Genomic DNA, 26,341 nt, shown 5'->3' with positions numbered 1-26,341 from the left:
TCTTACCTCCTTGGTGACCAGGAAACTTCTAGACAAGGTCAGCGTGGCACCATGCCGACGGTTGGCGACTCTATGGCGTGTCGGGTGTTCACAGCAACACAATCCGCCGGACCCGGCAGGATGTGTCGGCAATGAAACATCCCGCTGTCAAGGGCGTACGGCAGTCGCACGGCAGGTTTCGCCGGTGTACGAATCGGTTCAAGGGTTACGTTCGACGCGAGTTGACCGAGAGTCGCAAAGTGACCATACACACATGCGGCCGGACCTTGTGGGGCAAGGTCCGGCCGCATGTGCCTCGTTGACGCGCCTTGTTGACGTATCGCCTTTACGAAAAGGTGACTTAGCTCTCTGCCGAGGTCAGGGGCTCAGCCGAGCAGCGACTCGAGCTCCACGTGCTCCAGACCGTGGGCCTCCGCGACTTCCCGGTAAACGACCTTGCCGTCATGGGTGTTGAGCCCCTTGGCGAGCGCGGGGTCCCGGCGCAGCGCCTCCACCCAGCCCCGGTCGGCGAGTTCGACGATGTAGGGCAGCGTCGCGTTGGTGAGGGCGTAGGTGGAGGTGTTGGGCACCGCGCCGGGCATGTTGGCGACGCAGTAGAAGACCGAGTCGTGGACCTGGAAGGTCGGTTCGGCGTGGGTGGTCGGGCGCGAGTCCTCGAAGCAGCCGCCCTGGTCGATGGCGATGTCGACAAGGACACTTCCGGGCTTCATCCGCGAGACGAGCTCGTTGGTGACCAGCTTCGGGGCCTTGGCGCCCGGGATGAGGACGGCGCCGATGACGAGGTCGGCGTCCAGGACGGCCTTCTCCAGCTCGAAGGCGTTGGACATGATCGCCCGGACCTTGGTGCCGAAGACCTTGTCGGCCTCACGGAGCTTGTTGATGTCGCGGTCGAGCAGCGTGACGTGGAAGCCCATGCCAACGGCGATCTGGGTGGCGTTCCAGCCGGAGACCCCGCCGCCGATGACGACGGCCCGCGCGGGCTGGGTGCCGGGGACACCGCCGGGCAGGACACCGCGGCCGCCGACCGAGCGCATCAGGTGGTAGGCGCCGACCTGCGGGGCGAGCCGGCCCGCGACCTCGGACATCGGGGCGAGCAGCGGGAGCGCGCGGGAGGGCAGTTCGACGGTCTCGTAGGCGATGGCGGTGGTTCCGGACTCGATGAGGGCGTCGGTGCACTCCTTGGATGCGGCCAGGTGCAGGTAGGTGAAGAGCGTCTGGTCCTTGCGGAGGCGGTGGTACTCCTCGGCGACCGGCTCCTTGACCTTCAGCAGCAGGTCGGCGGTGGCCCACACCTCGTCGGCGGTGTCCAGGATCTGAGCGCCCTCGGCGACGTACTCCTCGTCCGGGATCGAGGAGCCGATCCCGGCGCCCCGCTCGATGACGACCTGGTGGCCGTGGCGCACCAGTTCGTGCACACCGGCGGGGGTGATGGCCACCCGGAACTCGTTGTTCTTGACCTCGCGGGGGATGCCGACCTTCACGTGGATCACGGTCCTTGGCTCAGAGGGTGTGGGGCAATACATCACATACCCGGCCATGCGTGAGCACACCAGGATGCACCGCAGGAGAAGGTGCGGCAGAGCCAGTCTAATGAAGGTGTTCCCGCTGTCTAGCCTTTCATTGCATCAATCTTCAGCGGGTGTACTACGGATTTCGCAGGCATCAGCATCATGTTTCGGGTCTTCGGCCTGCTCCGCCCCGGCTTCCTCCTGGGAAAGCTCCTCCCCCAGCAGCCGCTCGGCGGCACCCCGGTGCAGCCGGGCGGCGGCGGGATCGCCCAGGTGGTCAAGCGTGTCAGCGAGCCGCAACTGGAGCGCGGCCTGCAGCCGTACGTCCTCGGCCCGCCGCGCCCAGTCCACGGCCTCCTGGCAGGTGCGCAGCGACTCCTCGGGGTGTCCGGCGTACTCCTGGACCCGGGCGAGCTCGCTCAACGCCCGTGCGTGGGCCGCGACATCGCCGTTCTTGCGGTGCCCGGCGAGCGCGGCCCGCCAGTTCCTGACCGCCTCGCCGTAACGGCCCGCGTAGGTGTGTGCGGCGGCGATACGGCCGTACAGCCGGGCGGCCTCCGGACGCTCGTCCCGGGCCAGCCGCTGGGCCAGGGCCCGGCCGAACCAGTCGGCGGCCCGGTCGTAGTCCCCGAGCTCCAGATGCGCGCCGCCTACGGATTCCATCGCGCGGCCGGTCGCATACGGGTCGTTCGCCTCCCGTCCGGCGTCCAGTGCCGCCCGATAGCGCGCCAGTGCCTCCCGGGTCCGGCCGGTCTGGGCGTCCAGGTCGGCGAGGTTCAGCAGGGCCGCGGCCTTCTCGCGGGACAGCCCGCGCCGCTCGGCCACGTCGAGGACGAGACCGTGGATGTCGTAGAGGTCGGACGCGGCCGCCCTGGTCCCGAAGTGCGCCACCATCGTGCGGACGAGCTGCGACATCAGGCGCCGGGCCAGGGTGTCCAGCTCCCCGTCGGCGACCGCGAGGCGGGCCGAGGCGAGCAGGGCGGGCCGGCGGACCCGCAGCCAGTCCTCGGCGGCCCTGGGACTCGGGAAGCGCAGGGAGCGGGGCATCCCCTGGAGCTTCTCGCGGGCGTCCGGGTTGTCGGTCTCGGTGATCGCACGGGAGGACTGGAGCAGTCGTACGGTCCGCTCCAGCATGCGGGCTCGGGCCAGCTGGAGTTCGGCCGGGCGGTCCTGGCTGCCGGCGAGGGCCTTGAGCAGGGGGTGCAGACAGCCGGGGACCTCGTACTGCGGCAGCGGCGAGTCCACGGCGTGCAGCAGGCCCAGGGCCACGAAGTCGTCGAGGGTGGAGCGGGCACCACCCACCGAGCAGCCGGCGAGCGCGGAGGCGGTGTGCGGGTCGACGAGGCCGGCCGGGGCGAGGGAGAGCAGTCGCAGTATCCGGGCGGCGGGCGTGGGCAGGGAGGTGTAGACAAGCTTGAAGACCCGGCTGAGCGGACTGCCCTCGTCACTCTCCGCATGCAGTTGCTTGGCCAGATCGGCGACCGCGGCCTTCGGACGGGCGGCGAGCCAGCCCCCGGCCAGCATCAGCGCGGCGGGATGGCCCTGGCACTCCTCGACGAGCCCTTCGGCCGCGCGCGGGTCGACGGTGATGCGGACCGACCCGGTGTGCCGGGTCAGCAGTTCCAGCGCGGACTTGGTGTCGAGCCCGCCGAGGGTGCACGGACGCACATCCGCGATGCCGGTCAGCGGGCCCCCGGAAACGGCCACGACCAGGCACTCCGGGGTATCCGGAAGCAGGGCGTCCACCTGTTCCGCGGCCACCGCGTCGTCGAGCAGAATCAGCGCGCGACGGCTGGCCAGTGCCTCGCGCAGCACCGCCGTGAGGTCGTCCTCGCCGGCCCCGGCGGGCGCCGTCACCTCAAGGGCGGTGAGCAGTTCGCGGGCGGTGTTCTCGACCGGGACGGGGGTTCCGTCGGGCGCGCCGAGCCGGGCGCGCAGCACCCCGTCGTCGTAACGGTCAGTAACCGTCCGGACGAGTTCCTCGGCGAGCGCGGTCCGCCCGGACCCGGGCCGCCCGGCGATGAGCAGCACGCGCGCGCGGGGTGCCTTCTTGCCGGAGATCGTGTCGAGTCCCGCTCGCTCGATGTCGGCGAGCAGCTCCTTCAACTCCCGCGTCCGCCCCAGGAACTGTCCCTCACTCGACAGCCGCAGGCCGCCTGAGTCCACCGCCTGATCCGTCACGGGCCACACTCCCGTCCCACCGCACGCGCAAAAGCCCGCCGGTGACCCCGGTTCGGGCACCAAAAGCCTAGTTCACGCTCTGCAACGTTCCTGGTGGAGCACGACGGTGACGAATACGAAGTCCCCCGATCGGATCAACAGATCGTAGGACCTACTCAGGGGCGCGGGGAACCGCGCGACCAGCCACAACGCGACCAGCACTCCGCAACGGACCGCCTACGCCTATGGCGCGATCCGAAACCTGTCACACCTCGAACGGCCGCGCAGGCCACTCCGCCTCAGCGGAACGCAACCCGTCCAACCCGCCGGAGGCACGCGCGGCGACCAACGACAGCACCCCCACCACCAGGCAGTCGTTGTGCAACTCCCCCGCCAGCACCCCCCGCACCAGCTCCGAAACCGGCACGCGCGCGTACTCCAGATCGATCTCCTCGTGCTCGACCTCGAAGCGCTCACCGTCGGCCTCGGACAGCCCCCGCGCCAGGAAGATCCGGATCGCCTCGTCACAGCCCCCCGGCGACGTGTAGACATCCGTCAGCACCCGCCAGTCCTCCGCCTTGACGTGCGCCTCCTCGTACAGCTCCCGCTGAGCCGCGTGCAGCGGGTTCTCGCCCGGCACGTCCAGCAGCCCCGCCGGGATCTCCCACAGCTTCTGCCGTACCGGGTGCCGGTACTGCCGGATGAGCAGGACCCGGTCCTCGTCGTCGAGGGCGAGGACGGCCACGGAACCCGGGTGGACCTGGTAGTCGCGGCGGACCACGGAGCCGTCGGGCATGACCACCTCGTCCGTGCGGACGGAGGTCTTGTTGCCCACGAACGGGGTCTCCGTCGCCCGGATCTCCCACTCCTCCGGGGTGTCCTTGATCGTCATGCCCTGTCCTTCCCCACGTGCGCAAAAGAAGCCGGGGCACTCGCCATTTGAATGCGCGTGCCCCGGCCACCGTACAACTGTCGTGTTACTTGGAACTCTGCCGCTCGACCGCGGCCTTCACCAGACCGGCGAACAGCGGATGCGGCCTGGTCGGACGCGAACGCAGCTCGGGGTGCGCCTGGGTCGCCACCAGATAAGGGTGGACCTCGCGCGGGTACTCGACGTACTCGACGAGCTTGCCGTCGGGAGAGGTCCCGGAAAACAGGATGCCCGCCTTCTTTTCCAGCTCCGCACGGTAGGAGTTGTTGACCTCGTACCGGTGCCGGTGACGCTCCTCGACGTACTCCTTGCCGTCGTACACCTCACGGACGATGGAGCCCTCGGCGAGCTTGGCCGGGTACATGCCGAGCCGCATGGTGCCGCCCATGTCGCCCTCGCCGGCGACGATGTCGAGCTGCTCGGCCATGGTGGAGATGACCGGGTGGCCGGTCGCCGAGTCGAACTCGGTGGAGTTGGCGTCCGGGATGTCGGCGAGGTTGCGCGCGGCCTCGATCACGATGCACTGCAGGCCCAGGCACAGGCCGAGGAGCGGGATCTTGTTCTCGCGGGCGTACTTGATCGCGCCGACCTTGCCGAGCACACCGCGGTCGCCGAAGCCGCCCGGGATGCAGATGCCGTCGACGTCACCGAGCTGCGCCGCGGCGCCGGCCGGGGTCTTGCAGTCGTCGGAGGTGACCCACTTGATCTTGACGCGGGCCTTGTTGGCGAAGCCGCCCGCGCGCAGCGCCTCGGTGACCGAGAGGTAGGCGTCGGGCAGGTCGATGTACTTGCCGACCAGGGCGAGGGTGATCTCGTGGTCGGGGTTGTGGACGCGGTCGAGCAGGTCGTCCCAGGTCGTCCAGTCCACGTCCCGGAACGGCAGGTCCAGCTTGCGGACGACGTAGGCGTCCAGGCCCTCGCCGTGCACGGTCTTCGGGATGTCGTAGATCGAGCGGGCGTCGGGGCAGGCGACCACCGCGGCCTCGTCGACGTCGCACATCAGCGAGATCTTGCGCTTGATCGCGGTCGGCACCTCGCGGTCGCAGCGCAGCACGATGGCGTCCGGCTGGATACCGATGTTCCGAAGGGCCGCAACCGAGTGCTGGGTCGGCTTCGTCTTCAGCTCTCCCGACGGGCCGATGTACGGCAGGAGGGAAATGTGGACGACGAAGACGTTGTCACGGCCGACCTCGTGCCGGACCTGGCGGACCGTCTCCAGGAACGGCAGCGACTCGATGTCGCCGACCGTGCCGCCGACCTCCGTGATCACGACGTCGACCTCGTCCGTGGCCATGCGGCGGATGCGATGCTTGATCTCGTTGGTGATGTGCGGGATGACCTGCACCGTGTCACCGAGATACTCGCCGCGCCGCTCCTTGGCGATCACCGTGTTGTACACCTGGCCGGTGGTGACGTTGGCGGAACCGTCGAGGTCACGGTCGAGGAAGCGCTCGTAGTGGCCGATGTCCAGGTCGGTCTCGGCGCCGTCGTTGGTGACGAACACCTCACCGTGCTGGAAGGGGTTCATCGTGCCCGGGTCGACGTTGAGGTACGGGTCGAGCTTCTGCATCACGACGCGCAGGCCCCGCGCCTTGAGCAGCATGCCGAGGCTGGAGGCCGTCAGTCCCTTGCCGAGCGAGGAGGCGACACCCCCAGTGACGAAGATGTGCTTGGTCGTCGTGGCTGTGCTGTTTCGAAAAGCAGCGGTCATGGCCAAGAGGGGGCTCCCGTGGTCGCGATCTTGAGGTGCGGTTCGGGGGTCAGGCGCCCACCGGTCCACGGGCTACCAGGGTATCAGCGCCTCGGGGAGATGGCTTCCGGCCACGCTCCGCACACACGCCGACACGGACGCACACGAGGACACCCGTTTCTCACCCGTTGCTCACCCGTTCGGCCCACCCGCGTTGCCCGGAGCGGCACACAGATCATCTACGTGCGTCGTATCCTGCTCGGACACTCGCTGCCGAGCCCGGCCGGAAACACGGGACCACCCCCACCCGTAAGACCCGGAACAACGAGAGCTCGTCAGTTCGTTGAGCAACAGTTGTCGTTTTGCCTCACAGCAGCAGGACTGTTTTGCTTCACCGCTCAACGACGCATTACAACGACCCCCTTGACCGCACCAAGCGACAGCCCCCTTTTTCCCTGAGGGGGTGACGTGGCCGTTCGACTGGAGTTGCACGTGGCCGGGCGCATCGAAGACTACGCACTCATCGGAGACATGCAGACCGCAGCCCTGGTCTGCCGGGACGGCACGGTGGACTGGCTGTGCCTGCCCCGCTTCGACTCGCATGCCATCTTCGCCGGCCTGCTGGGCACCGAGGAGCACGGCTTCTGGCGGCTCGGCCCGGCGCACGCGGCCGACGCGGAGCCTCCCACGGCTGCCCGGCGCACCTACCGCGGCGACTCCCTGATCCTCGAATCCGAGTGGGACACCCCACGCGGCACCGTCAGGGTGACCGATTTCATGCCCCCGCGTGACGGTGCCCCCCAGCTGATCCGGATCGTCGAGGGCGTCTCGGGCCGCGTGCCCATGCGCTCGGCCCTGCGGATGCGTTTCTCGTACGGCCGTGTCGTCCCCTGGGTCCACAAGCACGAGGGGCGCACGGTCGCCGTGGCGGGCCCGGACTCTGTGTGGTTCGACACCGACTGCGAGACGTACGGCAAGTCCCTGACGACGTACTCGGACTTCACGGTCGCCCCGGGTGACCGGATCGCGTTCACCATCTCCTGGGAGCCCTCGCACAAGCAGCCGCCCCCGCTGCCGGAGCCGGAGCAGTCGCTGGAGGCCACCGAGGACTTCTGGCGCGAGTGGGTCGAGCACTGCACCTACCACGGCCCCTACCGCGAGGCGGTGATCCGCTCCCTGATCACCCTCAAGGCGCTGACGTACGCCCCCACCGGCGGCATCGTCGCGGCCCCCACGACCTCGCTCCCGGAGGACATCGGCGGCGTCCGCAACTGGGACTACCGCTACACCTGGCTGCGTGACGCGGCCATCACCCTGTCCTCGCTGCTGCGCACCGGCTACCGCGAGGAGGCCCGCGCCTGGCGCGAGTGGCTGCTCAGAGCGGTCGCCGGCGACCCCGAGAACCTCCAGATCATGTACGGCATCGCGGGCGAGCGGGAACTGGGCGAGGCCGAGTTGGACTGGCTGCCCGGCTACGAGAACTCCGCGCCGGTCCGGGTCGGCAACGGCGCCGCGCACCAGCTACAGCTCGACGTCTACGGCGAGGTCACCGAGGCCCTGCACCTGGCCCACATGACGGGCCTGTCCCGCAACGACTACGCGTCCCTGCTCCAGCTCAAGCTGATCCGCTACCTGGAGCAGCACTGGGACGAGCCGGACGAGGGCATCTGGGAGGTGCGCGGCCCGCGCCGCCACTTCGTGCACTCCAAGGTGATGGCCTGGGTCGCCGTCGACCGCACCATCAAGCTGATCGAGTCCGGAGACGCGGACGGCCCGCTGGAGAAGTGGCGCGAACTGCGCGACGACATCCACCGGGACGTGTGCGAGAGGGGCTACGACAAGGAGCGCAACACCTTCACGCAGTCGTACGGATCGAAGGAGCTGGACGCGAGCCTGCTCCTCATCCCGCAGATGGGCTTCCTGCCCCCGGACGACAAGCGCGTGATCGGCACCATCGAGGCGATCCAGCGCGAGCTGTCCACGCCGGACGGCTTCATCCTGCGCTACCCGACCTCCAGCGGCGACGAGAACGTGGACGGCCTCCCCGGCGACGAAGGTGCCTTCCTGGCCTGCTCGTTCTGGATGGCGGACGACCTCGCGATGATCGGCCGGGTGGACGAGGCGAGGAAGCTCTTCGAGAAGCTGCTGTCCCTGCGCAACGACCTCGGGCTGCTCGCCGAGGAGTGGGACCCGCGCCTCAAGCGCCAGGTCGGCAACTTCCCGCAGGCCTTCAGCCACGTCCCGCTCATCGACACGGCCCTGCGCCTGACGGCGTCGGGGGCGTACGGCGGCTGAACAGGACCTGAGCGTTACGCCCGCCTAGGCTGGGATCCAACAGCCCCTGCACGGAAGGGGGCGCCCCATGGCATCCCCGTCGAAGGCGGGCGCGGCACTCTCCGCGCTGCGCGAGGATCTGGCCGGCGACGTGTTCGCCCCCGACGATCCGGGCTACGACGAGGCCCGGATCGTCTTCAACGCGATGATCGACCGCCGGCCCGCGGTGATCGCGCAGTGCGTGGACGAGGACGACGTCGTACGGTCCGTGCGCTTCGCCCGTGACCTCGACCTGCCGATCGCGGTGCGCGGCGGCGGGCACAGCGTGGCGGGCATGGCAGTGAACGACGGCGGGGTGGTCGTGGACCTGCGGCACATGCGCGCGGTCACCGTCGATCCGGCCGCCCGGGCGGTGCGGGTCGCGGGCGGCGCCACGATGAGCGACCTGGACCGCACCTGCGAGCCGTACGGCCTCGCCACCACCGGGGGCCGGGCCTCGACCACCGGCGTCGGCGGGTTCGTCCTGGGCGGCGGCTCCGGCTGGCTGGACCGCTGGTGCGGGCTCGCCGTCGACAACCTGCTCGGGGTGGAACTGGTCACCGCGGACGGCGAGCGCGTCCACGCGAACGCCGACGAGCACCCGGACCTGTTCTGGGCCCTGCACGGCGGGGGCGGCAACTTCGGCGTCGCGACCGCGATCACCCTGAAACTGCACGAGTTGCCCGCGTTCTCCATCGCCCTGCTGCTGTACCTGCCGGAGTTCGGCCCCGAAGTCGTCCGCACCTACCGCGAGCTGATCGCCCACGGCCCGGACGAGGCGAGCGGCGGCATCCTCTATCTCACCGGCCCGCCCGAGGAGTTCGTCCCGCCGCACCTGGTCGGCACCCTGCTGTGCGGTGCGCTGCTGACGTACGCCGGGACCGAGGCGGACATGCGCAAGGTGGCCGAGCCGCTGCTGGCGCTGCCACACGAGGGCGAGGTCGTCGGGGCGATGCCGTACACCGATGTCCAGTGCATGATCGACGATCCGCCGGGGATGCGGAACTATTGGTCGGCGGAGTACCTGACGGGCCTGCCCGACGAATACGTGGACGTGTACTGCTCCCGCGCGAACTCCATGCCGGTGCCGACCCGAACCATCAACGCCCTCTTCCCCCTGGGCGGCGCGATCGCCGGCGGGCCGCACGAGTGGCCGGTGCCCTACCGCGACGCGCCCTGGGGCCTGCACCCCTTCGGGATGTGGGAGGACCCGGCCGACGACGAGCGGGGCATCCAGTGGGTGCGGGACGTCCGGGCCGACGCGAGGCCGTGGAGCACCGGCGCGGTCTACCTCAACTTCATCGGCGACGAGGGCGCGGACCGCGTCGAGGCCGGCGTCGGCGCCGAGAACACCCGCCGCCTCGCCGAGTTGAAGCGCCGCTACGACCCGGACAACGTGTTCCGCTTCAACCACAACATCAGGCCGGCCTGAGCGCGGTCAGCGTCCGTTCGCCGCCCGGATCCCCGGCCGTCGCGGGCACCAGGGCGATCTCGTCGAGCCCGGCCTCCGCATAGGCCCCGATCCGCGCCCGTACGGCGTCCAGGTCGCCCACCAGCCCGACCGTGCCCGCGGCCTCGGCAGGCAGGGCGCGCACCAAGGTCTCCCGGTCGGCCCCGCTCGCGGCCAGCTCCACCGCGTCCCCGAACCCGGCCTCGACGAAGACCTCGCTGTACCCCGGCACGGTCAGGTATCCGGCGATGCTGCCCAGCACCTGCGCGAGCGACTCCGGCTCGGGGTCCACGGCCGCCGGCAGCCACGCGGCGAGCGTGGGCGCCGTACGGCCCGCCTTCTGGGCCGCCGCGTCCAGCTCCGCACGCAACCCCCGCACCTGCTCGGGGGAGACCACGTCCAGCAGCATCCGGTCGGCGTGCGCGGCGGCCGTGGCGATCGCGCGGGGCCCGAACGCGGCCACCGTGAGCGGCCCTCCGGGCGGCGGCAGCCGCCGGCAGAAGGGGCTGCCGGGCACGACCGGTTCGCCCGGAGAAGCGTGCAGAAACCGTCGTACGGCTGCCGCCTGCTCCTCCAGTACGGCGGCGGGCCGCGCCCGGGGCCGGTCGTGCACGCCCTCCACCACCCGCTTGCTGGACGTACCCAGGGCCACGCCGACGGGGCGGCCGACGAGGGCCGCGACCGAGGCGGCGCCCCGGGCCGAGGTGTACGCGTCGCGCACCGACACCGGGACCGGCCCCGCGGTCAACGCGACCCGTTCGGTGTCCCGCCCGATCACCGCGGCGAGCACGAACGCGTCCCAGGTCGGCCCCTCCCCGGCCCACACCTCCCGGTATCCGAGCCGGTCGGCGACCGCCGCCACCCGGAGCGGCTCCTCGACCGCACTGTCGTCCTCCCGTGCCACGGCCACCACGCTGAAGTCCATGCCCGGGCCGCTACCCCGACACGGCACCGGGCACGCCTCGGGTAGCGTCCGGCTCATGGACAGCGGCACGAACAGCGGTTTCGACACCCAGGGCGCCGGCATCACCGTGCAGCGCGCTCTGGAGCTGCCCGGTCTGCGCAGCGGGCTCCCGGAGATCCTCGCGGGCGCGGACCGGCTGCACCGGACCGTGCGCTGGGTGCACGCGGGCGAGGTCCCGAACATCGCGTCCCTGCTGAAGGGCGGGGAGCTGCTGCTGACCACCGGCTACGGCCTCGGCACCCGTCCCGCCGATCAGCGCGCGTTCGTGCGCACCCTGGCCGAGCGCGGCATCGCGGCCCTGGTCGTCGAGCTCGGCCCGCGCTTCAGCCGACTGCCCGCGACCCTCGTCGACACGGCCCGCGCGACCGGTCTGCCGCTCGTCCAGCTGCACCGCGAGGTGCCGTTCGTGGCCGTCACCGAGGAGATCCACACCGAGATCGTCAACGGCCACTACGCGCTGCTGCAGCGCGCGGAGGAGGTGCACCGCCGCTGTACCGAGGCCCTGCTGGGCGGCGGCGGTGTCCCGCAGGTGCTCGCCATCCTGGCCGACTTCAGCGGCAACCCGGTGTTCCTGGAGACGACGGACGGCCAGCTCCTGTACGCCGCCGGGGCCGGTCCCGAGGGCGCGGACCCGCTCCAGGTCTGGGAGGGCCTGCGCGGCCACCACAAGGACGCGCCGCCCTCCGGCTCGGTCCTCGTGGACGTACCCGGGGGCGGGCCCGGTACGGGGTCGGTGCGGGCGCGGCTGGTCCTGTTGCCGGTGCGGGGACCGCTGGGCCCTGTGCACCGGATGGCGGCCGAACGCGCCGCGGGCATCCTCGCCGTGGTCCTGATGCAGGCTCGTCAGGAGGAGGAGCTGGCGGCACGCGGCCGCGGCGACTTCCTGACCGATCTCGCCGAGGGCCGCATCACCGCCGAGGACGCGCCCGCACAGGCGCGTGTGCTGGGATTCAAGCCGGGCACCGGCCCGCTGCTGCCCGTGGTGATGCACCTCGGCTCCTCGGGCGGCGGCTGGGCGGTGCTCGCCCGGGCCGTCTCCGAGGAGCTGGCCTCGGTCGGTGTGCCGGTCCTGCTGGGCGTACGACCCGTCGAGGGCCGTGTGCTCGTCCTGCTCGGTCTGCGCTCGGACTCGGAGCGGCCGACGGTCGCGGACCGGGTCGCGGTGGCCCTGAAGGCGGGCGTGGAGCGGGCCGGTATGGAGCGGCCCGGCGCCCAGCCCCCGGTCGTGGTCGTCGCAGTCGCGGGCGGCTGGGCGGCGGCCTCGGCGGGACTGCGCCACGCGGCGGAGACGGCGACCGCGGCACAGGGCCTGTCCGACCGGCCCTGGTACGACGCCCGTCGCCTGGACATCGACCTGCTGCTGTGGCGACTGCGCGACCACCCGGACCTCGCTGCCTTCGTGGACCGCGCCATCGGTCCGCTGCGCGCCCACGACCACCGCTCCAAGCCACCCCTGCTGCCGACCCTGGAGACCTATCTGGCCCACGCGGGCCGCAAGGCGGAGACGGCCCGCGAACTCCACCTCAACCGGCAGACCCTCTACAACCGCCTGGCCCGCATCGGCGAGTTGCTCGGCACCGACCTCGACGACCCGCAGACGGTACTGGCGTTGAGCCTGGCACTACGAGCACGCAGGCACGTGCCGTAGCTTTCAGAGGCTTTCAGATGAGTGGGAGATGCTGCGTCAACTCGTCGTAGACGCTGAGCACTTGCGCAACGGTCTCGTCCTCGGTCGGCCAGGTCGCCGCCTGCCGCACACCCCGCTCCTTCAGCAGCTCCCGGCGCTCGGGATCGCCGAGCAGCCGTACGACGGCCGCCGCGAGGGCCTCCGGGTCGCCGTACGGGACGAGTTCGGCCGCGTCGCCGACGAGTTCGGGGACGCCGCCGACCGCGGTCGCGACGAGCGGCACGCGCGCGTGGAAGGCCTCGTGGGCCAGAACGGCCCGCGCCTCCCAACGGCTCGGCAGGATCGCGAGATCGGCAGCCGCGAGCAGGTCGGAGACGTCGTCTCGCCGTCCGATCAGCCGGACGGGCAGCCCCTCGTCCTCGATACGGCTCTGCAGGACCGTCCGCAGCGGCCCCTCCCCCGCGACGACGACCAGCGGCACGGGGTCGAGGAGACGCCACGCGCGAGTGGCGTCCAGCAGCGTCTCGTAACCCCGGTGCTTGTCCAGGGAGCCGACGGCGATCAGCAACGGGCGCCCGGTGGCCCCGAGTTCGGCCCGCACCTTCGGCCGCAGCCGGTCGGGGTCCTCCTGCTCGACGGCCCCGCGCGGCACGGGCAGGGCGACGGCGGCGAGCCGCGCGTCCCGGGCACCGGTCCGGCGCGCCCGGTCCACGAGCGCGGAGGTGGATCCGAGCACCACGGACGCGGCCTTCACGACCCGGCGTTCGAGCAGGCGCACGAAATGGGCCCGCGCACCCTCGGCGTACGCCCGGTCGTGCCAGGTGACGACCAGCGGAGTCCGCCGCCCGCTGAGCGCGAGCACGGCACGGAAGGAGGCGTGCAGCCCGTGCGCGTGCACGAGGTCGGCGTCCGAGCAGGCCGCCCGCAGTATGGCGACGGAGGTCGGGTCACTGCTCCGAGGCACATGCACGTGCTCGGCACCGGCCCCCGAGAAGTCGTAGGCGCGATCCGCCTCGGCGGGGGCGCACACCGTGACCCGCACGCCCCGCGCGACGAGCCCCGAGGTCAGGGAGCGCACATGCGCGCTGCTGCCGGCATTGCCGCCGCCCAGCACCTGCACGGTGCGCAGCGGCGACTGGCCGTGCGGTGAGTGGCTGCTCACGGGGGTCACGTGGCCGGGGCTCCTGGTTCGGGTCGGGCGGTCACGAGGAAACGTACAGAAGGTATCGAGCGGAGGGGTGTACCGCGCGCTTCCTACGCGTGATGGGTTCTCTGCCAAGGATGCCAGCACGTACGGGTGTTCCGTGCATGCGAAGAACGGGGGAAGGGTGCGTGCGGCGAGTCGGGTCACTCACAAGAGTGAGGGCGCGGTGCCCAAGCAGGCTGAGAGGCACGGGGCCGTGTTGAATGTGCGGCTACCGCCCCGTGGGCGCGAGGGACGGCCCCGCTGGTGACCTCACCGTCCCGCAGCGCAGCCAAGTGCGCCCGGATCCCCCGCGGATGGTCCCCGGCGAGGTCGCCGTACGCCCCACCGAGCCCGGCGACGGCAACAGCAGGACGCACCCCTCAAGCGTCCGCCCGAGCCGTGGCCAGCAACTCCTCCGCATGCGCCCGGGCCGTCTCCGAGTCCTCCTGCCCGGCGAGCATCCGGGAAAGCTCCCGCACCCGCTCCTCGCCCTCCAGCACCTTCACCCCGGACCGGGTGACGGACCCGTCGTTGGTCTTCTCGACCAGCAACTGCCGGTCCGCGAAGGCCGCGACCTGGGGCAGGTGGGTCACCACGACGACCTGCGCGGTCTTCGCAAGCCGCGCCAGGCGCCGCCCGATCTCGACCGCCGCCTTGCCGCCGACACCTGCGTCGACCTCGTCGAAGAGATACGTCGGCACGGGGTCCGTCCCCGCGAACACGACCTCGACGGCCAGCATCACGCGCGAGAGCTCACCGCCGGACGCGCCCTTGGCGATGGGCCGCGGAGGCGCACCCGGGTGCGGGGCGAGCAGCAGTTCGACCTCGTCGACACCGGCCGGCCCGTAGGCGACCGCGCGCCCGCCGACCTCCACGCCCTCCGGGTCCTCGGTCTGCCGGATGGCGAAGGACACGCGCGCGTGGGGCATCGCCAGAGACGCCAGCTCTGCCGTCACCGCCGCCGCAAACCTCTCGGCGGCTTCCGTCCGGGCATCCGTCAACGCCTGCGCGAGCCCACCCAGTTCGGCCCTGAGTGCGTCCCGCTCGGCGGTCAGCTCGTCGATCCGCTCGTCGTCGCCGTCGAGCTCGGTGAGCCGCGCGGCACTCTGCTCGGCCCAGGTCAGAACGGAGGCGACATCCTCGCCGTACTTCCGCGTCAGCGCGGTGAGCGAGGCCCGCCGCTCCTCGACGGCCGACAGCCGCAGCGGATCGGCGTCCAGGTCGTCGGCGTACCCCGCCAGCTCCCCGGCCACATCGCCCAGCAGGATCCCGATCTCCCCGATCCGGTCGGCGAGCGCGGCCAGCGCGGGGTCGTACGACCGTACGGCTTCCAGAGCCCGCTGAGCACCGGCCACGAGCGTCGCCGCGTCGATCCCCTCAGGGTCCTCGGGGTTGCCCGCGAGGGCGGCGTGTGCGGCCGTGGCAGCGGAAGACAGGGCCTCGGCGTGCCCGAGCCGCTCCGCCTCCTCCGCCAGCTCGACGTCCTCGCCGGCCCGCGGCTCCACGCCGGCGATCTCGTCGAGCCCGTACCGGAGCATGTCGGCTTCCTGGGCCCGCTCACGCGCACGCGTGACGATCTCGTCCAGCTCGACGGAGACGGCCCGCAGCCGCCGGTAGGCCTCGGTGTACTTGGCAAGCGGCACGGCCACGGCATCGCCCGCGTACCGGTCCAGCGCCTGGCGCTGCCGGGTCAGCTTGAGCAGCCCCTGCTGATCGGTCTGCCCGTGCACTGCGACGAGCTCGTCGGCGAGCTCGGCAAGCACCCCCACGGGCACCGACCGCCCGCCCAGATGCGCCCGGGACCGCCCTTCGGCGGAAACGGTACGGCTGATCAGCAGCGCCCCGTCGTCGAGCTCCGCCCCGGCCTCCTCGGCCCGTACGACGACGGAGTCGCCGGCGGACACCGTGATCCGCCCCTCCACGACCGCCTTCTCGGCCCCGATCCGCACGAGCGCCGCGTCAGCCCGCCCACCGAGCAGCAGCCCCAGGCTGGTGACCACCATGGTCTTGCCCGCACCCGTCTCACCGGTGACAGCCGTGAACCCGGGCGACAACTCGACGACAGCGTCATCGATGACTCCGAGCGACCGTATCCGCATCTCTTCCAGCACGGTGAAGACCTTACGAGGTCGGGGCGGGCGAGTGCGAGGTGCCCTTGTCACTCGGGCGGGTGTCAGGTGTTCAGGGGCGCGGGGAACTGCGCGACCAGCCACACGGCCTTAAGTCGCACAAACTCCCCAAGCCACCCCTACAGAGCGCTAATGCGGCGCACCCCGCCATCCAGAGACCGGCAACGCGAACTTCGCCACCAGCCGATCCGTGAACGACGCATGATGCAACCGAGCCAACCGCACCGGCACAGCCCCCCGCCGAACCTCCACCCGAGCCCCCGGAGGCAACTCAAAGGTCCGCCGCCCGTCACACCACAGCACACCCGGCGGAATATGAGGCAACAACTCCACCGCCAGCACAGAGTTCGGCGAGGTCACCAACGGCTTCGCGAACAGCGCGTGCGCGGAGATCGGCACCATCAGCAGCGCCTCCACCTCGGGCCACACCACAGGCCCACCCGCGGAGAACGCATAGGCCGTGGACCCGGTGGGCGTCGACAGCACGATCCCGTCACACCCGAACCCCGTCACCGGCCGCCCGTCGATCTCCAGTACGACCTCAAGGAGCTTCTCCGCACCGGCCTTCTGCACAGCCGCTTCGTTCAGCGCCCAGTCGGTGTGAACGATGTCCCCGTTCCGGTGAACGACGACATCGACGGTCATCCGCTCCTCGACCTCGTACGCCTTGGTCACCACCCGGTCGACGACCTTGTCGAGATCGTCCCGCTCGGCCTCCGCGAGGAACCCGACACTGCCCAGGTTGACGCCGAGCATGGGCACCCCGGACGCCCGGGCGAACTCGGCCCCCCGCAGCAGCGTCCCGTCACCGCCGAGCACGATGAGCAGCTCGCACCCTTCGAGGCACTGCGGAGTCGCCTCCTTGACCAGTTGCACCTCTGGCGGCAGCGGCAGGTCGGCCGCCTCGTACTCCAGGACGCGCACGCCGATGTCGGAGCGCAGCAGCCCCTTCACCACGAGCTCGGCACTGCGAATGGCCGCGGGCCGCCCGGTGTGGGCGAGCAGGAAAACAGTACGAGCTCGGTTCTGGCTCAACGCGGCCCCTCCGCCACTGCACGGTCGACATCGGCCGGGTCCAGGGCGGGCGCCCCGGCACGCAGCCACAGAAAGTATTCGACATTGCCCGAGGGCCCGGGCAACGGACTGGCCGTGACCCCGTTCACCCCGAGACCGAGTTCCGCCGCCTTCGCGGCCACCCCCCGCACGGCCTCCGCCCGCAGCTGCGTGCTCCGTACGACTCCCCCGCTGCCCAGCCGTTCCTTCCCCACCTCGAACTGCGGCTTCACCATCATCACCAGATCGGCATCCGGCTTCACGCACCGCACCAGGGCGGGCAGTACCAGGCCGAGCGGGATGAAGGACAGATCCCCCACGACAAGATCCACTGGTTCCCCATCGATCGCTTCGAGCGTCAACTCGCGTACGTTCGTACGGTCCTTGACGGTGACGCGTTCATCGCTCTGGAGAGACCACGCGAGTTGGCCGTAGCCGACGTCGACGGCGACCACGTGCGAGGCCCCCGCCCGCAGCAGCACATCGGTGAAACCCCCGGTGGAGGCACCGGCGTCCAGTGCCCGCCGCCCCTCGACGACGAGCCCCCGCGGCACGAACGCCTGAAGCGCGCCCGCAAGCTTGTGCCCACCCCGGGACACGTAGTCGGGATCGCTGTCGTCGCTCTGCACCACGATCGCGGCCGCGGTCTCCACCTGGGTGGCGGACTTGGTCGCGACGGTCTTGCCCACGGTGACCCGCCCGGCCGCGATCAGCTGCGCGGCATGCTCACGCGAGCGCGCGAGCTTCCGCCGGACCAGCTCCGCGTCCAGCCGAAGGCGTACGACTCCTGCCACGTTCGGTTCAGCTCCTAGTGCCATACGAGGGTGAGGGCACCCTCTGGTCATACGACGGTGAGGGCGCCGGAGGTCCCGGGCGCGCGTCCAGCGCGGTGAGCGCGTCGCGCAGCCCCCGGTGTACATCCTCGTACACCTCGAGATGGCCGTCGGTGGCGAGGTGGTCGGCGTCGCCCAGCCGCCCCAGCTGGGCGTCGACCTCGGCGTTGCCGGTGGGGGTACGGGGCACGTTGAGAGGCGCGGGGGCGGCGGGGTCGTACTCGGGTTCGACCACGGCCTCATGTGAAGGCTCTGGAACTGCGTCGCTCATGCCCAGACGCTACCCCGAACCGCTGGGGTACCGTCGAGCGCGATGGCCACGATAGAGGAGTGCCGCGCCGCACTCGAGAAGCTCTCCGACAACATGCGCAACGCCGAGGAGGATGCCGCCACGGCGGCGTCCATGGACCGCTCGGTGAGCTGCCGTATCACCGATCTCGACGTCACCTTCGTCGGCCGGATGACGGGCGGCCGGATCGCGGTGCACGACACCCTGCAAGGCCCTCCGAAGGAGAAGGCCCAGATCAGACTGACCATGTCCGGCGACGACCTGGTGGCCCTGGTGAACGGCGAGCTGAACTTCGCCAAGGCCTGGGGCTCGGGCCGGGTGAAACTGGAGGCGGGCCTTCGGGACCTGTTCCAGCTCAGGAAGCTTCTTTAGCTTCAACCCGCACGCGCGCCTTCCGCGAGGCCGGCACCACCAGCGGTGTCCCCGTCTCCGGATCGTCGATGACCTGGCAGCGCAGCCCGAAGACCTCCTCGACGAGCTCGGCCGTGACGATGTCGTTCGGGGCACCCTCGGCAATGATCTTCCCGCTCTTGAGCGCGATGAGATGCGTGGCGTACCGGGCCGCGTGGTTGAGGTCGTGCAGCACGGCGACCAGGGTGCGGCCCTGCTCCTCGTGCAGCTCGGCGCAGAGGTCGAGGACGTCGATCTGGTGCTGGATGTCGAGGTAGGTCGTCGGCTCGTCGAGGAGCAGCAGCGGGGTCTGCTGGGCGAGCGCCATCGCGATCCACACCCGCTGCCGCTGACCGCCGGACAGCTCGTCGACGTACCGCTCGGCGAGTTCCGCGACCCCGGTCTGCCGCATGGACTCCTGCACGACCCGCTCGTCCTCGGTGGACCACTGGCGCAGGATGCCCTGGTGCGGGTAGCGGCCGCGGCCGACCAGGTCGGCGACGGTGATCCCGTCGGGCGCGATCGACGACTGCGGGAGCAGCCCCAGGGTCCGAGCGACCTTCTTCGCCGGCATCGACTGGATGACCTGCCCATCGAGCAGCACCTTGCCCTGGCTGGGCTTGAGCATCCGCGACAGAGCCCGCAGAAGCGTGGACTTGCCGCAGGCGTTGGGGCCGACGATCACCGTGAAGGAGTGGTCGGGTATCTCCACCGACAGCTTCTCGGCGATGACCCGCTGGTCGTAGGCGAGGGTGACGGTGTCGGCGGACAGGCGATTCACGGTGCTCCTTGTGCTCCTTGGGGTGTTCATATCCGGCCCGCCTTGCGCTCGGTGACCAGGAGCCACAGCAGATAGACCCCGCCGAGGACTCCGGTGACCACGCCGACGGGCAGCTGGTCGGCGCCGAAGACCTTCTGCGAGACCCAGTCGGCGGTGACCAGGAGGGTGGCGCCCATGCACAGGGACGGCAGCAGGTTGGGGCCGGGTGAGCGAGTCAGACGGCGGGCCAGCTGCGGCGCGGTGAGCGCGACGAAGCTGACCGGTCCGGCGGCCGCGGTGGCGGCGGCGGTGAGCAGGACGGCGGCGACCAGGAGCAACAGCCGTACGCGCTCCACCCGCACGCCCAGGGCGTTGGAGACGTCGTCGCCCATCTCCATCATCCTGAGGCCGCGCCCGTTGGCGAGGACGAGCGGGACGAGAACCGCGCACAGCCACAGCAGCGGCCAGACCTGCGCCCAGTCCCGGCCGCTCAGGGAACCGGTCATCCATACGACGGCCTGGGCCGCCTCGGTGAGCGTGGACCTGGTCAGCAGATAGCCGTTGACCGCGGTGACGATCGCGGAGATGCCGATGCCGACCAGGACCAGCCGGTACCCATGCACTCCCTGCTTCCAGGCGAGCAGATAGATGGCGAGCCCGGTGACCAGGCCGCCCACGAGTGCGCCCGTGGTCACCTGGGCGGCGCTCCCGGAGAACAGCACGATCATCGTGAGCGCCCCGGCCGTCGCCCCCTGGCTGAGCCCGAGCACGTCCGGACTGCCCAGCGGATTGCGGGAGATGGCCTGGAACAGCGCGCCCCCGAGCCCGAGCGAGGCGCCGACCAGGAGCCCGACGAGCACGCGTGGCAGCCGCAACTCGTTGACGATGAACTCCTGTCCGGCGTTTCCGTTCCCGAGCAGCGTCTTGAGCACGTCCCCGGCGGGGATCGGGAAGTCGCCGGTGCCGATCAGCACCACGCTCGCGGTGAGCGCGGCGAGCAGGAGCAGGGCGACGACGACGGTAGCCCGGACGTCCAGCCGGACGGAGAGCCCACCGGGTGTCCTGATGGCACGGTTGGTCCTCACAGCTGGGCCGTCCTCCGCCGTCGTACGAGAAAGATGAAGACCGGCCCGCCGATGATCGCGGTGACGATGCCGACCTGGAGCTCCGCGGGCCGGGCCACGATCCGCCCGATGACATCGGAGCCGAGCAGCAGCACGGGCGACAGGACGGTCGCGTACGGCAGGATCCAGCGCAGGTCGGGGCCGGTGAAGGAGCGCACGATGTGCGGGACCATCAGGCCGACGAACACGATCGGGCCGCAGGCGGCGGTCGCCGCCCCGCACAGCACGGTCGCGGAGAGCATGGCCAGCGCCCGGGTGCGGTTGAGGTTGGCACCAAGGGCCTTGGCGGTGTCGTCGCCCATCTCCATCGCGTTGAGCGGGCGGGCCAGCGCGAGGGCGAGGAGCGAGCCGGTCACGAGGAACGGCAGCACCTGCGTGATGGTCGAGTTGTTCGCCGAGGACAGCGAACCGACCGTCCAGAAGCGCATCCGGTTGAGCGCCTGGTCGTCGGTGATCATCAGGGCCTGGAGATAGCCGTACAGGGCCGCGCTGATCGCCGTACCGGCCAGCGCGAGCCGTACCGGGGTGGCGCCCCGACTGCCGCCGAGGAACCAGACCAGCGCGCCGACCGCAGCCGCGCCGAGGAAGGCGAACCACACATAGCCGCTGAGCGAGGTGACGCCGAAGAAGGTGATCGCGGTGACGACCGCGGCGGACGCGCCCGCGTTGATGCCGAGCAGCCCGGGGTCGGCCAGCGGATTACGGGTGAGCGCCTGGAGGACCGCCCCGGACAGACCGAGCGCGGCACCGGCGAGCAGACCGAGGATCGTCCGCGACAGCCGGTCGGCCACCACCACGTCACCGTAGGTCCCCGTGTCCTGGAACAGCCCGTGCCAGACCTGCTCCACGGACAGCCCTTTCGCCCCGACCGCGATGCTCGCCACCGCGACGAGCGCAAGGATCACGACGGACACGAGGAGCCCAAAAGCTCGTATCGCCCGGCGGGTTGGGGGCGCGGGGGCGGTCTCCGCGCGCTGTTCGGGAGGACTGTCGACCAACACGCAGTTAGGTTAGCCTACCCTGCCAAGCGGCCACGATCCCGAGGCCCGAACGTACCCGGTCCCTCCTCACAGCCCCAACCTGGCCAGCGCTTTCCCCGCGTCCAACTCGCACACACCCTCCCCGGCCGCCGTCCAGGCCGCGGCGCACAGCGCCCGCAACCCGTCCAGGACCTCACCCTCACCGTCGATTTCCAGCCGCTCCTTACCGGCCTTCGCGGTCCAGCCCCCGCACCGGAAGCCACCCTCCGCCTCGATGACCTCGGGCTGCCCCGTGAGCATCCCCCGCAGATCGGCGTCCACATAGGTCGGCCGATGCTGCGGCGGGGCGGCCAGCAGCTGGGCGCCGTCGGTGACGCCGGTGAGCACGAGCAGCGAATCCACCTCGCCGTTGAACGCGCCCTCGATGTCGGTGTCCAGCCGGTCCCCTACCACCAACGGCCGCTTCGCACCGGTCCGCAGGATCGTCTCCCGGTGCATGGGCGGCAACGGCTTGCCGGCGACCTGCGGCTCGGCACCGGTCGCGATGCGCACGACCTCCACCGCCGCGCCGTTGCCCGGCGCGATCCCACGCCCGCTCGGAATCGTCAGGTCTGTGTTGGACGCGAACCAGGGCACCCCACGCGCGACGGCATAACTGGCCTCGGCGAACCGCCCCCAGGGCAGATCCGGCCCCCCGAAGCCCTGCACGACCGCCGCCGGACCGTCGTCCGCCGACTCCACGGGCTCAAGTCCCCGCTCGCGCAGCGCAACCCGCAGCCCCTCGCCACCGATGACGAGCACCCGCGCCCCGGCCGGCACCTGCTCGCTGATCAGCCGCGCGACGGCCTGCGCGGAGGTGATGACATCGTCGGCCTCCGTCGGTATCCCCAGCTCGGTGAGGTGCTCGGCCACGGCATCGGGCGTACGCAGCGCGTTGTTTGTGACGTAGGCGAGGTGCATACCCCCCTCACGCGCGGTGGCGAGCGACTCGACGGCGTGCACGATCGCGTTCCCGCCCGCGTACACCACCCCGTCGAGGTCGAGCAGCGCGGTGTCGTACGCCTCGCTCAGGGCCTGCCCACTGCCCTCGGGCCTCGTCCTTGCGCCCTGGCTCATTCCGCATCGCTCCTCGTTCGACGGCTTTCCCCCGATCATCCCCCATGCCACTGACACCCGTACGATGCCGGGATGAACACAGCAGGTCACCCGGAAGCAACGGCGCGCCGAGGCCTGGAACTCACCCCGTTCCGAGGCCTGCGCTACGACCCCGACCGGGTCGGCAGCCTTGCCGCCGTGACATCCCCGCCGTACGACGTCGTGGTCCGCCCCGACGGCCTGCACCAGCTCCAGTCCAACGACCCGTACAACATCGTCCGGCTGATCCTCCCGCAGGCGACGACCCCGGCCGAGCGCAACGAGCAGGCGGCCCGCACCCTGCGCGGCTGGCTCGCCGAGGGCATCCTGGCCGCCGACGCCGAACCCGGCTTGTACGTCTACGAACAGCACGACGGCGCCGGACTCCTCCAACGCGGGATCATCGGCATCCTGCGTCTGTCGGAGCCGTCGGAGGGTGTGGTCCTGCCCCACGAGGACGTCATGCCCCATGTGGTCGCCGACCGTGCGGCCCTGATGCGAGCCACCTCCGCGAACCTGGAGCCCCTGCTCCTCACCTACCGTGGCAACGGCACGCAGTCCGTCACCACGACCATGGTCGAACGCACAGCGGAGCAGCCCCCGCTCCTCGCCACCACCACCGAGGACGGCTACAGCCACCGCCTGTGGTCGATCACCGACCCGGCCGAAGTGGCCCGCATCCAGAAGGACCTGGCCCAGCACCAGGCCCTGATCGCCGACGGCCACCACCGCTGGGCGACCTACCGCCGTCTACGCGCGGAGCACCCCTCCCCCAGCCCCTGGGACCACGGCCTGGTCCTCCTCGTCGACACGGCCCGCTACCCCTTGCGCGTCCGAGCCATCCACCGCCTCCTGCACGGCGTCCCGGTGGACCGCTCCCTGTCCCTCCTCGACGGCCTCTTCCGCGTACGGCGCCTCGACATGCCCTTGGCCGAGGCCCTCGACACCCTCGCCGACACGGCCTGCGCGGGCAACGCCTTCCTCCTCGCCGGAGACGGCGCCTTCCACCTCGTGGACCGCCCCGACCCGGGCCTCCTGTCCCGCACGGTCCCCACGGACCGCCCCACCGCCTGGCGCACCCTGGACGCCACGGTCCTGCACGCCACGCTCCTCGCCCACGTCTGGCACATCCCCGAGGACGACCCCGCCCGCATCGCCTACATCCACGACACGGCCGCCACCGTCGAGAAGGCAGAACGCGACGGTGGTACGGCGGTCCTGATGCACCCGGTCCGCGAGGAGGTCGTCCGCGACCTGGCCCGCCAGGGCGTCACGATGCCCCGCAAGTCGACGTCCTTCGGCCCGAAGCCGGCGTCGGGCCTGGTCCTGCGCGCACTGGACGTATAGCGCGAACAAGGGCCGGGATCCTTGGGATCCCGCCCCTTGTCACATGCCGTGCACGTCAGTCCTTGAGGTCGCCCTCTTCGTCTTCGTCGTCTACGGCCTTATCGGCGAGGTCGACGCCAACGTCACCCTCAGCCTCGGCGTCAGCCTCGGCCTCGGCTTCGTCGAAGGCGTCAACGAACTCGACCCCGTCCATCTCGGCGAGCCGGTCGGAGGCGTCCGTGCTGCCGTCCTTGTCGGACTCCACGGCCTTGGCGAACCACTCCCGCGCCTCGCCCTCCCGACCGGCGGCGAGCAGCGCGTCGGCGTACGCGTACCGCAGTCGCGCGGTCCACGGCTGCACCGAGTTCGAAGCCAGCTCGGGGCTCTGCAGGGTCACGATGGCCGCGTCCAGCTGCCCCATGTCACGCCGCGCACCGGCGGCGACGAGCCGCATCTCCACCTGCCCGGCCTTGTCGAGCTTGTGCACCTCGGGCGCCCCGGCCATGTCCAGCGCCTTCTCCGGCCGCCCGAGCCCCCGCTCGCAGTCGGCCATGACCGGCCACAGCTCCACGTTTCCGGTCATCCGCCGCGCGGCCCGGAACTCGGCGAGCGCCTCGCTGTACTTCTGGTTGGCGTACGCCGCGAACCCGGCCGCCTCTCGTACGGCAGCGACACGCGACGCCAGCCGCAGAGCCACCTTGGAGTAGCCGTAGGCACCCTCGGGGTCCTCGTCGATGAGCCGCGCAACCATCACCAGGTTCTTGGCGACATCCTCCGCGAGCCCCTTCGGCAGGCTCTGCAGCTCCTGCCGTACGTCCTTGTCGATCTCCTCGCCCGTGACGTCCTCGGGGATCGGCAGCCGCTTGATCGGCTCGCGATCACGGTCCCGCTCGTCGCGGAAGCGCCCGCCACCGCCGCGCCGGTCGTCACCACCGCGCCGGTCGTCCCGCCCACGGAACCCACCGGGCCGCCCACCCCGGTCGTCCCTACGGGGTCCACCGCTTCCACCACGATCGTCACGACGGAAGCCACCGCGATCCCCGCCGCGGTTGTCGTCGCGGCGGAAGCCACCGCGGTCGTCGCTGCGGCGATCGTCACGGCGGTCATCGCGGCGGTCGTTGTCACGCCGGAAGCCACCACGGTCGCCGCGGTCGTCGCTGCGCCGGTCATCGCGACGGTCGTCCCGGCGCGGCGCGTAGCTGCTGCCGCGGTTGTCGTCCCGGCGGAAGCCCCCACGGTCGTCGCCACGGCGCTCTACACGCTCACCACGGTCCCCGCGGTCGTCACGACGGAAGGCAGGCCGGTCACCGTCACGCCGGAACCCACGATCACGGTCGTCCCGGCGAGGCCCAGCCGGCCGGTCATCACGACGGAACGGAGGACGCCCCCCACGATCACCACCACGGTTGTCACCACCGCGATCGTCACGGCGGAAGCCCCCACGGTCACCACCAGCACCGCGGTTGTCGTCGCGGCGGAAGCCACCGCGGTCGTCGCTGCGGCGATCGTCACGGCGGTCATCGCGGCGGTCATCGCGGCGGTCGTTGTCACGCCGGAAGCCACCACGATCCCCGCCGCGGTTGTCGTCACGGCGGAAACCCCCGCGGTCGTCGCTGCGCCGGTCATCGCGACGGTCGTCGCGGCGCGGAGCGTAGCTGCTGCCGCGGTTGTCGTCCCGGCGGAAGCCCCCACGGTCGTCGCCGCGGCGCTCTACGCGCTCGCCACGGTCCCCGCGGTCGTCACGACGGAAGGCAGGCCGGTCACCGTCACGCCGGAACCCGCGATCACGGTCGTCCCGGCGAGGCCCAGCCGGCCGGTCATCACGACGGAACGGAGGACGCCCCCCACGATCACCACCACGATCGTCACGACGGAAGCCACCACGGTCATCGCTCCGACGGTCGTTGCCGCCACCGCGGTTGTCATCGCGACGATCGTCACGGCGTGCATAACCACCACCGCGATTGCCACCACGGTCATTGCCGCTGCGGTCGTTCCCACCGCGGTCGTTGTCGCGGCGGAAACCGCCGCGGTCCCCCCGGTAGCCTCGATCGCCACGGTCACCACTGTCCCGTCGTTGCTGGTCGCGCTCCGGTCGGTCATCGGGAGAGTTGGTGGACATGGTGACTCCTGTCTTCGGCACTGCAAGCATTCTAAAAACAAAAGGACCCCTGGTCCCAGCTGAACGCTGGGACCAGGGGTCCTCCAAATATTGTTCGGCGGTGTCCTACTCTCCCACAGGGTCCCCCCTGCAGTACCATCGGCGCTGTAAGGCTTAGCTTCCGGGTTCGGAATGTAACCGGGCGTTTCCCTCACGCTATGACCACCGAAACCCTAATGGTTTCGAGCGAACAAGCACACTTTTCTTTTGTGTGGTTCAAGCTCTAGCCGACAACCGTTCGTTGCCTCAGAACTAACACAGTGGACGCGAGCAAATATGGACAAGCCCTCGGCCTATTAGTACCGGTCACCTCCACCCATTACTGGGCTTCCA

Annotated in this window: 22 protein-coding genes and 1 rRNA gene; 5 read left to right on the top strand and 18 right to left on the bottom strand. The window is 70.9% G+C overall.

All coding sequences use genetic code 11. The features are described from left to right. Window positions 1-365: 365 nt before the first annotated feature. From ald to AB0D34_RS09750, 4 genes are all read right to left on the bottom strand, one after another. Window positions 366-1,481: an alanine dehydrogenase gene (gene ald / locus AB0D34_RS09765; RefSeq protein WP_362660109.1), complete on the bottom strand. Its 1,116-nt coding sequence runs from the start codon at window positions 1,479-1,481 to the stop codon at window positions 366-368. Between the two features lie 144 nt (window positions 1,482-1,625). After that, window positions 1,626-3,689, bottom strand: a complete 2,064-nt coding sequence (locus AB0D34_RS09760; RefSeq protein WP_362659122.1) for a tetratricopeptide repeat protein — start codon at window positions 3,687-3,689, stop codon at window positions 1,626-1,628. Between the two features lie 244 nt (window positions 3,690-3,933). After that, window positions 3,934-4,560 (bottom strand): NUDIX hydrolase, encoded by a 627-nt coding sequence (locus tag AB0D34_RS09755; protein WP_362659118.1) that lies wholly within the window; start codon window positions 4,558-4,560, stop codon window positions 3,934-3,936. An 85-nt stretch (window positions 4,561-4,645) separates the two neighbouring features. Further along, a complete protein-coding gene (locus AB0D34_RS09750; protein ID WP_362659115.1) occupies window positions 4,646-6,310 on the bottom strand; it encodes a CTP synthase in 1,665 nt (554 codons plus the stop codon). 471 nt (window positions 6,311-6,781) lie between these two features. Between AB0D34_RS09750 and AB0D34_RS09745 the strand changes: the two genes are divergently transcribed. Together AB0D34_RS09745 and AB0D34_RS09740 are read left to right on the top strand one after the other, a co-directional pair. Beyond that, window positions 6,782-8,584, top strand: coding sequence for a glycoside hydrolase family 15 protein (locus tag AB0D34_RS09745; RefSeq protein ID WP_362660106.1), 1,803 nt, complete (start codon window positions 6,782-6,784; stop codon window positions 8,582-8,584). 67 nt (window positions 8,585-8,651) lie between these two features. After that, window positions 8,652-10,034, top strand: a complete 1,383-nt coding sequence (locus AB0D34_RS09740) for an FAD-binding oxidoreductase (protein ID WP_362659112.1) — start codon at window positions 8,652-8,654, stop codon at window positions 10,032-10,034. On the opposite strand, the gene AB0D34_RS09735 is transcribed toward AB0D34_RS09740, so the two are convergent. Continuing rightward, on the bottom strand, window positions 10,021-10,977 hold the full coding sequence (locus tag AB0D34_RS09735) for an LLM class F420-dependent oxidoreductase (RefSeq protein ID WP_362659109.1): 957 nt from the start codon (window positions 10,975-10,977) through the stop codon (window positions 10,021-10,023). The genes AB0D34_RS09740 and AB0D34_RS09735 overlap by 14 nt on opposite strands. Before the next feature lie 55 nt (window positions 10,978-11,032). Between AB0D34_RS09735 and AB0D34_RS09730 the strand changes: the two genes are divergently transcribed. After that, window positions 11,033-12,664: a PucR family transcriptional regulator gene (locus AB0D34_RS09730; RefSeq protein ID WP_362659106.1), complete on the top strand. Its 1,632-nt coding sequence runs from the start codon at window positions 11,033-11,035 to the stop codon at window positions 12,662-12,664. 13 nt (window positions 12,665-12,677) lie between these two features. On the opposite strand, the gene AB0D34_RS09725 is transcribed toward AB0D34_RS09730, so the two are convergent. From AB0D34_RS09725 to AB0D34_RS09705, 5 genes are all read right to left on the bottom strand, one after another. Further along, the gene (locus AB0D34_RS09725) at window positions 12,678-13,814 is read right to left on the bottom strand and encodes a glycosyltransferase family 4 protein (protein ID WP_362659103.1); all 1,137 of its coding nucleotides are present in this window, start codon (window positions 13,812-13,814) and stop codon (window positions 12,678-12,680) included. A gap of 395 nt (window positions 13,815-14,209) precedes the next feature. Next, window positions 14,210-15,928 carry a DNA repair protein RecN gene (gene recN, locus AB0D34_RS09720; protein WP_362660103.1) on the bottom strand — a complete coding sequence of 573 codons (1,719 nt, stop codon included), beginning with the start codon at window positions 15,926-15,928 and terminating at the stop codon, window positions 14,210-14,212. Between the two features lie 159 nt (window positions 15,929-16,087). Continuing rightward, entirely contained in the window at window positions 16,088-16,993 is a 906-nt protein-coding gene (locus AB0D34_RS09715; RefSeq protein WP_031048921.1) for an NAD kinase, read from the bottom strand. Then, a complete protein-coding gene (locus AB0D34_RS09710) occupies window positions 16,990-17,805 on the bottom strand; it encodes a TlyA family RNA methyltransferase (RefSeq protein WP_362659100.1) in 816 nt (271 codons plus the stop codon). Before AB0D34_RS09710 ends, AB0D34_RS09715 begins: the two co-directional genes overlap by 4 nt. A gap of 7 nt (window positions 17,806-17,812) precedes the next feature. Beyond that, window positions 17,813-18,115, bottom strand: coding sequence for a hypothetical protein (locus AB0D34_RS09705; protein ID WP_362659098.1), 303 nt, complete (start codon window positions 18,113-18,115; stop codon window positions 17,813-17,815). 42 nt (window positions 18,116-18,157) lie between these two features. Between AB0D34_RS09705 and AB0D34_RS09700 the strand changes: the two genes are divergently transcribed. After that, window positions 18,158-18,505, top strand: coding sequence for an SCP2 sterol-binding domain-containing protein (locus tag AB0D34_RS09700; RefSeq protein ID WP_362659095.1), 348 nt, complete (start codon window positions 18,158-18,160; stop codon window positions 18,503-18,505). On the opposite strand, the gene AB0D34_RS09695 is transcribed toward AB0D34_RS09700, so the two are convergent. The 4 genes from AB0D34_RS09695 to AB0D34_RS09680 form a co-directional block, all read right to left on the bottom strand. Further along, window positions 18,489-19,334 (bottom strand): ABC transporter ATP-binding protein, encoded by an 846-nt coding sequence (locus AB0D34_RS09695; protein WP_362659092.1) that lies wholly within the window; start codon window positions 19,332-19,334, stop codon window positions 18,489-18,491. The genes AB0D34_RS09700 and AB0D34_RS09695 overlap by 17 nt on opposite strands. Beyond that, the gene (locus AB0D34_RS09690; protein ID WP_362659089.1) at window positions 19,331-20,368 is read right to left on the bottom strand and encodes an iron chelate uptake ABC transporter family permease subunit; all 1,038 of its coding nucleotides are present in this window, start codon (window positions 20,366-20,368) and stop codon (window positions 19,331-19,333) included. Before AB0D34_RS09690 ends, AB0D34_RS09695 begins: the two co-directional genes overlap by 4 nt. Then, window positions 20,365-21,408 (bottom strand): iron chelate uptake ABC transporter family permease subunit, encoded by a 1,044-nt coding sequence (locus tag AB0D34_RS09685; protein WP_362659087.1) that lies wholly within the window; start codon window positions 21,406-21,408, stop codon window positions 20,365-20,367. The genes AB0D34_RS09690 and AB0D34_RS09685 overlap by 4 nt, the downstream gene beginning before the upstream one ends. 66 nt (window positions 21,409-21,474) lie before the next feature. Beyond that, a complete protein-coding gene (locus AB0D34_RS09680; protein ID WP_362659084.1) occupies window positions 21,475-22,503 on the bottom strand; it encodes an HAD hydrolase-like protein in 1,029 nt (342 codons plus the stop codon). A gap of 72 nt (window positions 22,504-22,575) precedes the next feature. On the opposite strand from AB0D34_RS09680, the gene AB0D34_RS09675 reads away from it, so the two are divergent. Further along, entirely contained in the window at window positions 22,576-23,868 is a 1,293-nt protein-coding gene (locus AB0D34_RS09675) for a DUF1015 domain-containing protein (protein WP_362659081.1), read from the top strand. Between the two features lie 55 nt (window positions 23,869-23,923). Here AB0D34_RS09675 and AB0D34_RS09670 read toward each other — a convergent pair whose 3' ends face one another. From AB0D34_RS09670 to rrf, 4 genes are all read right to left on the bottom strand, one after another. Then, on the bottom strand, window positions 23,924-24,706 hold the full coding sequence (locus tag AB0D34_RS09670) for a hypothetical protein (RefSeq protein ID WP_362660100.1): 783 nt from the start codon (window positions 24,704-24,706) through the stop codon (window positions 23,924-23,926). A 395-nt stretch (window positions 24,707-25,101) separates the two neighbouring features. Next, the gene (locus AB0D34_RS09665; protein ID WP_362660143.1) at window positions 25,102-25,398 is read right to left on the bottom strand and encodes a hypothetical protein; all 297 of its coding nucleotides are present in this window, start codon (window positions 25,396-25,398) and stop codon (window positions 25,102-25,104) included. 159 nt (window positions 25,399-25,557) lie between these two features. Further along, window positions 25,558-25,950: a hypothetical protein gene (locus AB0D34_RS09660; protein WP_362660140.1), complete on the bottom strand. Its 393-nt coding sequence runs from the start codon at window positions 25,948-25,950 to the stop codon at window positions 25,558-25,560. A gap of 111 nt (window positions 25,951-26,061) precedes the next feature. Further along, window positions 26,062-26,178: ribosomal RNA gene (gene rrf / locus AB0D34_RS09655) — 5S ribosomal RNA — on the bottom strand. Window positions 26,179-26,341 lie beyond the last annotated feature (163 nt).

Origin of the sequence: Streptomyces sp. NPDC048420 (assembly GCF_040651535.1) — a bacterium.
Classification (GTDB): Bacteria; Actinomycetota; Actinomycetes; order Streptomycetales; family Streptomycetaceae; genus Streptomyces.
Note: the sequence above shows the minus strand (reverse complement) of the source record. Positions and strands in the feature narration are given on the sequence as shown.

Excerpts from the sequence above, each read along its gene's own strand:
- recN (WP_362660103.1), bottom strand. The coding sequence starts at position 15,928 with ATGCGGATACGGTCGCTCGGAGTCATCGATGACGCTGTCGTCGAGTTG.
- AB0D34_RS09660 (WP_362660140.1), bottom strand. The coding sequence starts at position 25,950 with ATGACCGACCGGAGCGCGACCAGCAACGACGGGACAGTGGTGACCGTG.
- AB0D34_RS09740 (WP_362659112.1), top strand. The coding sequence starts at position 8,652 with ATGGCATCCCCGTCGAAGGCGGGCGCGGCACTCTCCGCGCTGCGCGAG.
- AB0D34_RS09705 (WP_362659098.1), bottom strand. The coding sequence starts at position 18,115 with ATGAGCGACGCAGTTCCAGAGCCTTCACATGAGGCCGTGGTCGAACCC.
- AB0D34_RS09680 (WP_362659084.1), bottom strand. The coding sequence starts at position 22,503 with ATGAGCCAGGGCGCAAGGACGAGGCCCGAGGGCAGTGGGCAGGCCCTG.
- AB0D34_RS09755 (WP_362659118.1), bottom strand. The coding sequence starts at position 4,560 with ATGACGATCAAGGACACCCCGGAGGAGTGGGAGATCCGGGCGACGGAG.
- AB0D34_RS09695 (WP_362659092.1), bottom strand. The coding sequence starts at position 19,334 with ATGAACACCCCAAGGAGCACAAGGAGCACCGTGAATCGCCTGTCCGCC.
- AB0D34_RS09735 (WP_362659109.1), bottom strand. The coding sequence starts at position 10,977 with ATGGACTTCAGCGTGGTGGCCGTGGCACGGGAGGACGACAGTGCGGTC.
- AB0D34_RS09730 (WP_362659106.1), top strand. The coding sequence starts at position 11,033 with ATGGACAGCGGCACGAACAGCGGTTTCGACACCCAGGGCGCCGGCATC.
- AB0D34_RS09700 (WP_362659095.1), top strand. The coding sequence starts at position 18,158 with ATGGCCACGATAGAGGAGTGCCGCGCCGCACTCGAGAAGCTCTCCGAC.
- AB0D34_RS09750 (WP_362659115.1), bottom strand. The coding sequence starts at position 6,310 with ATGACCGCTGCTTTTCGAAACAGCACAGCCACGACGACCAAGCACATC.
- AB0D34_RS09675 (WP_362659081.1), top strand. The coding sequence starts at position 22,576 with ATGAACACAGCAGGTCACCCGGAAGCAACGGCGCGCCGAGGCCTGGAA.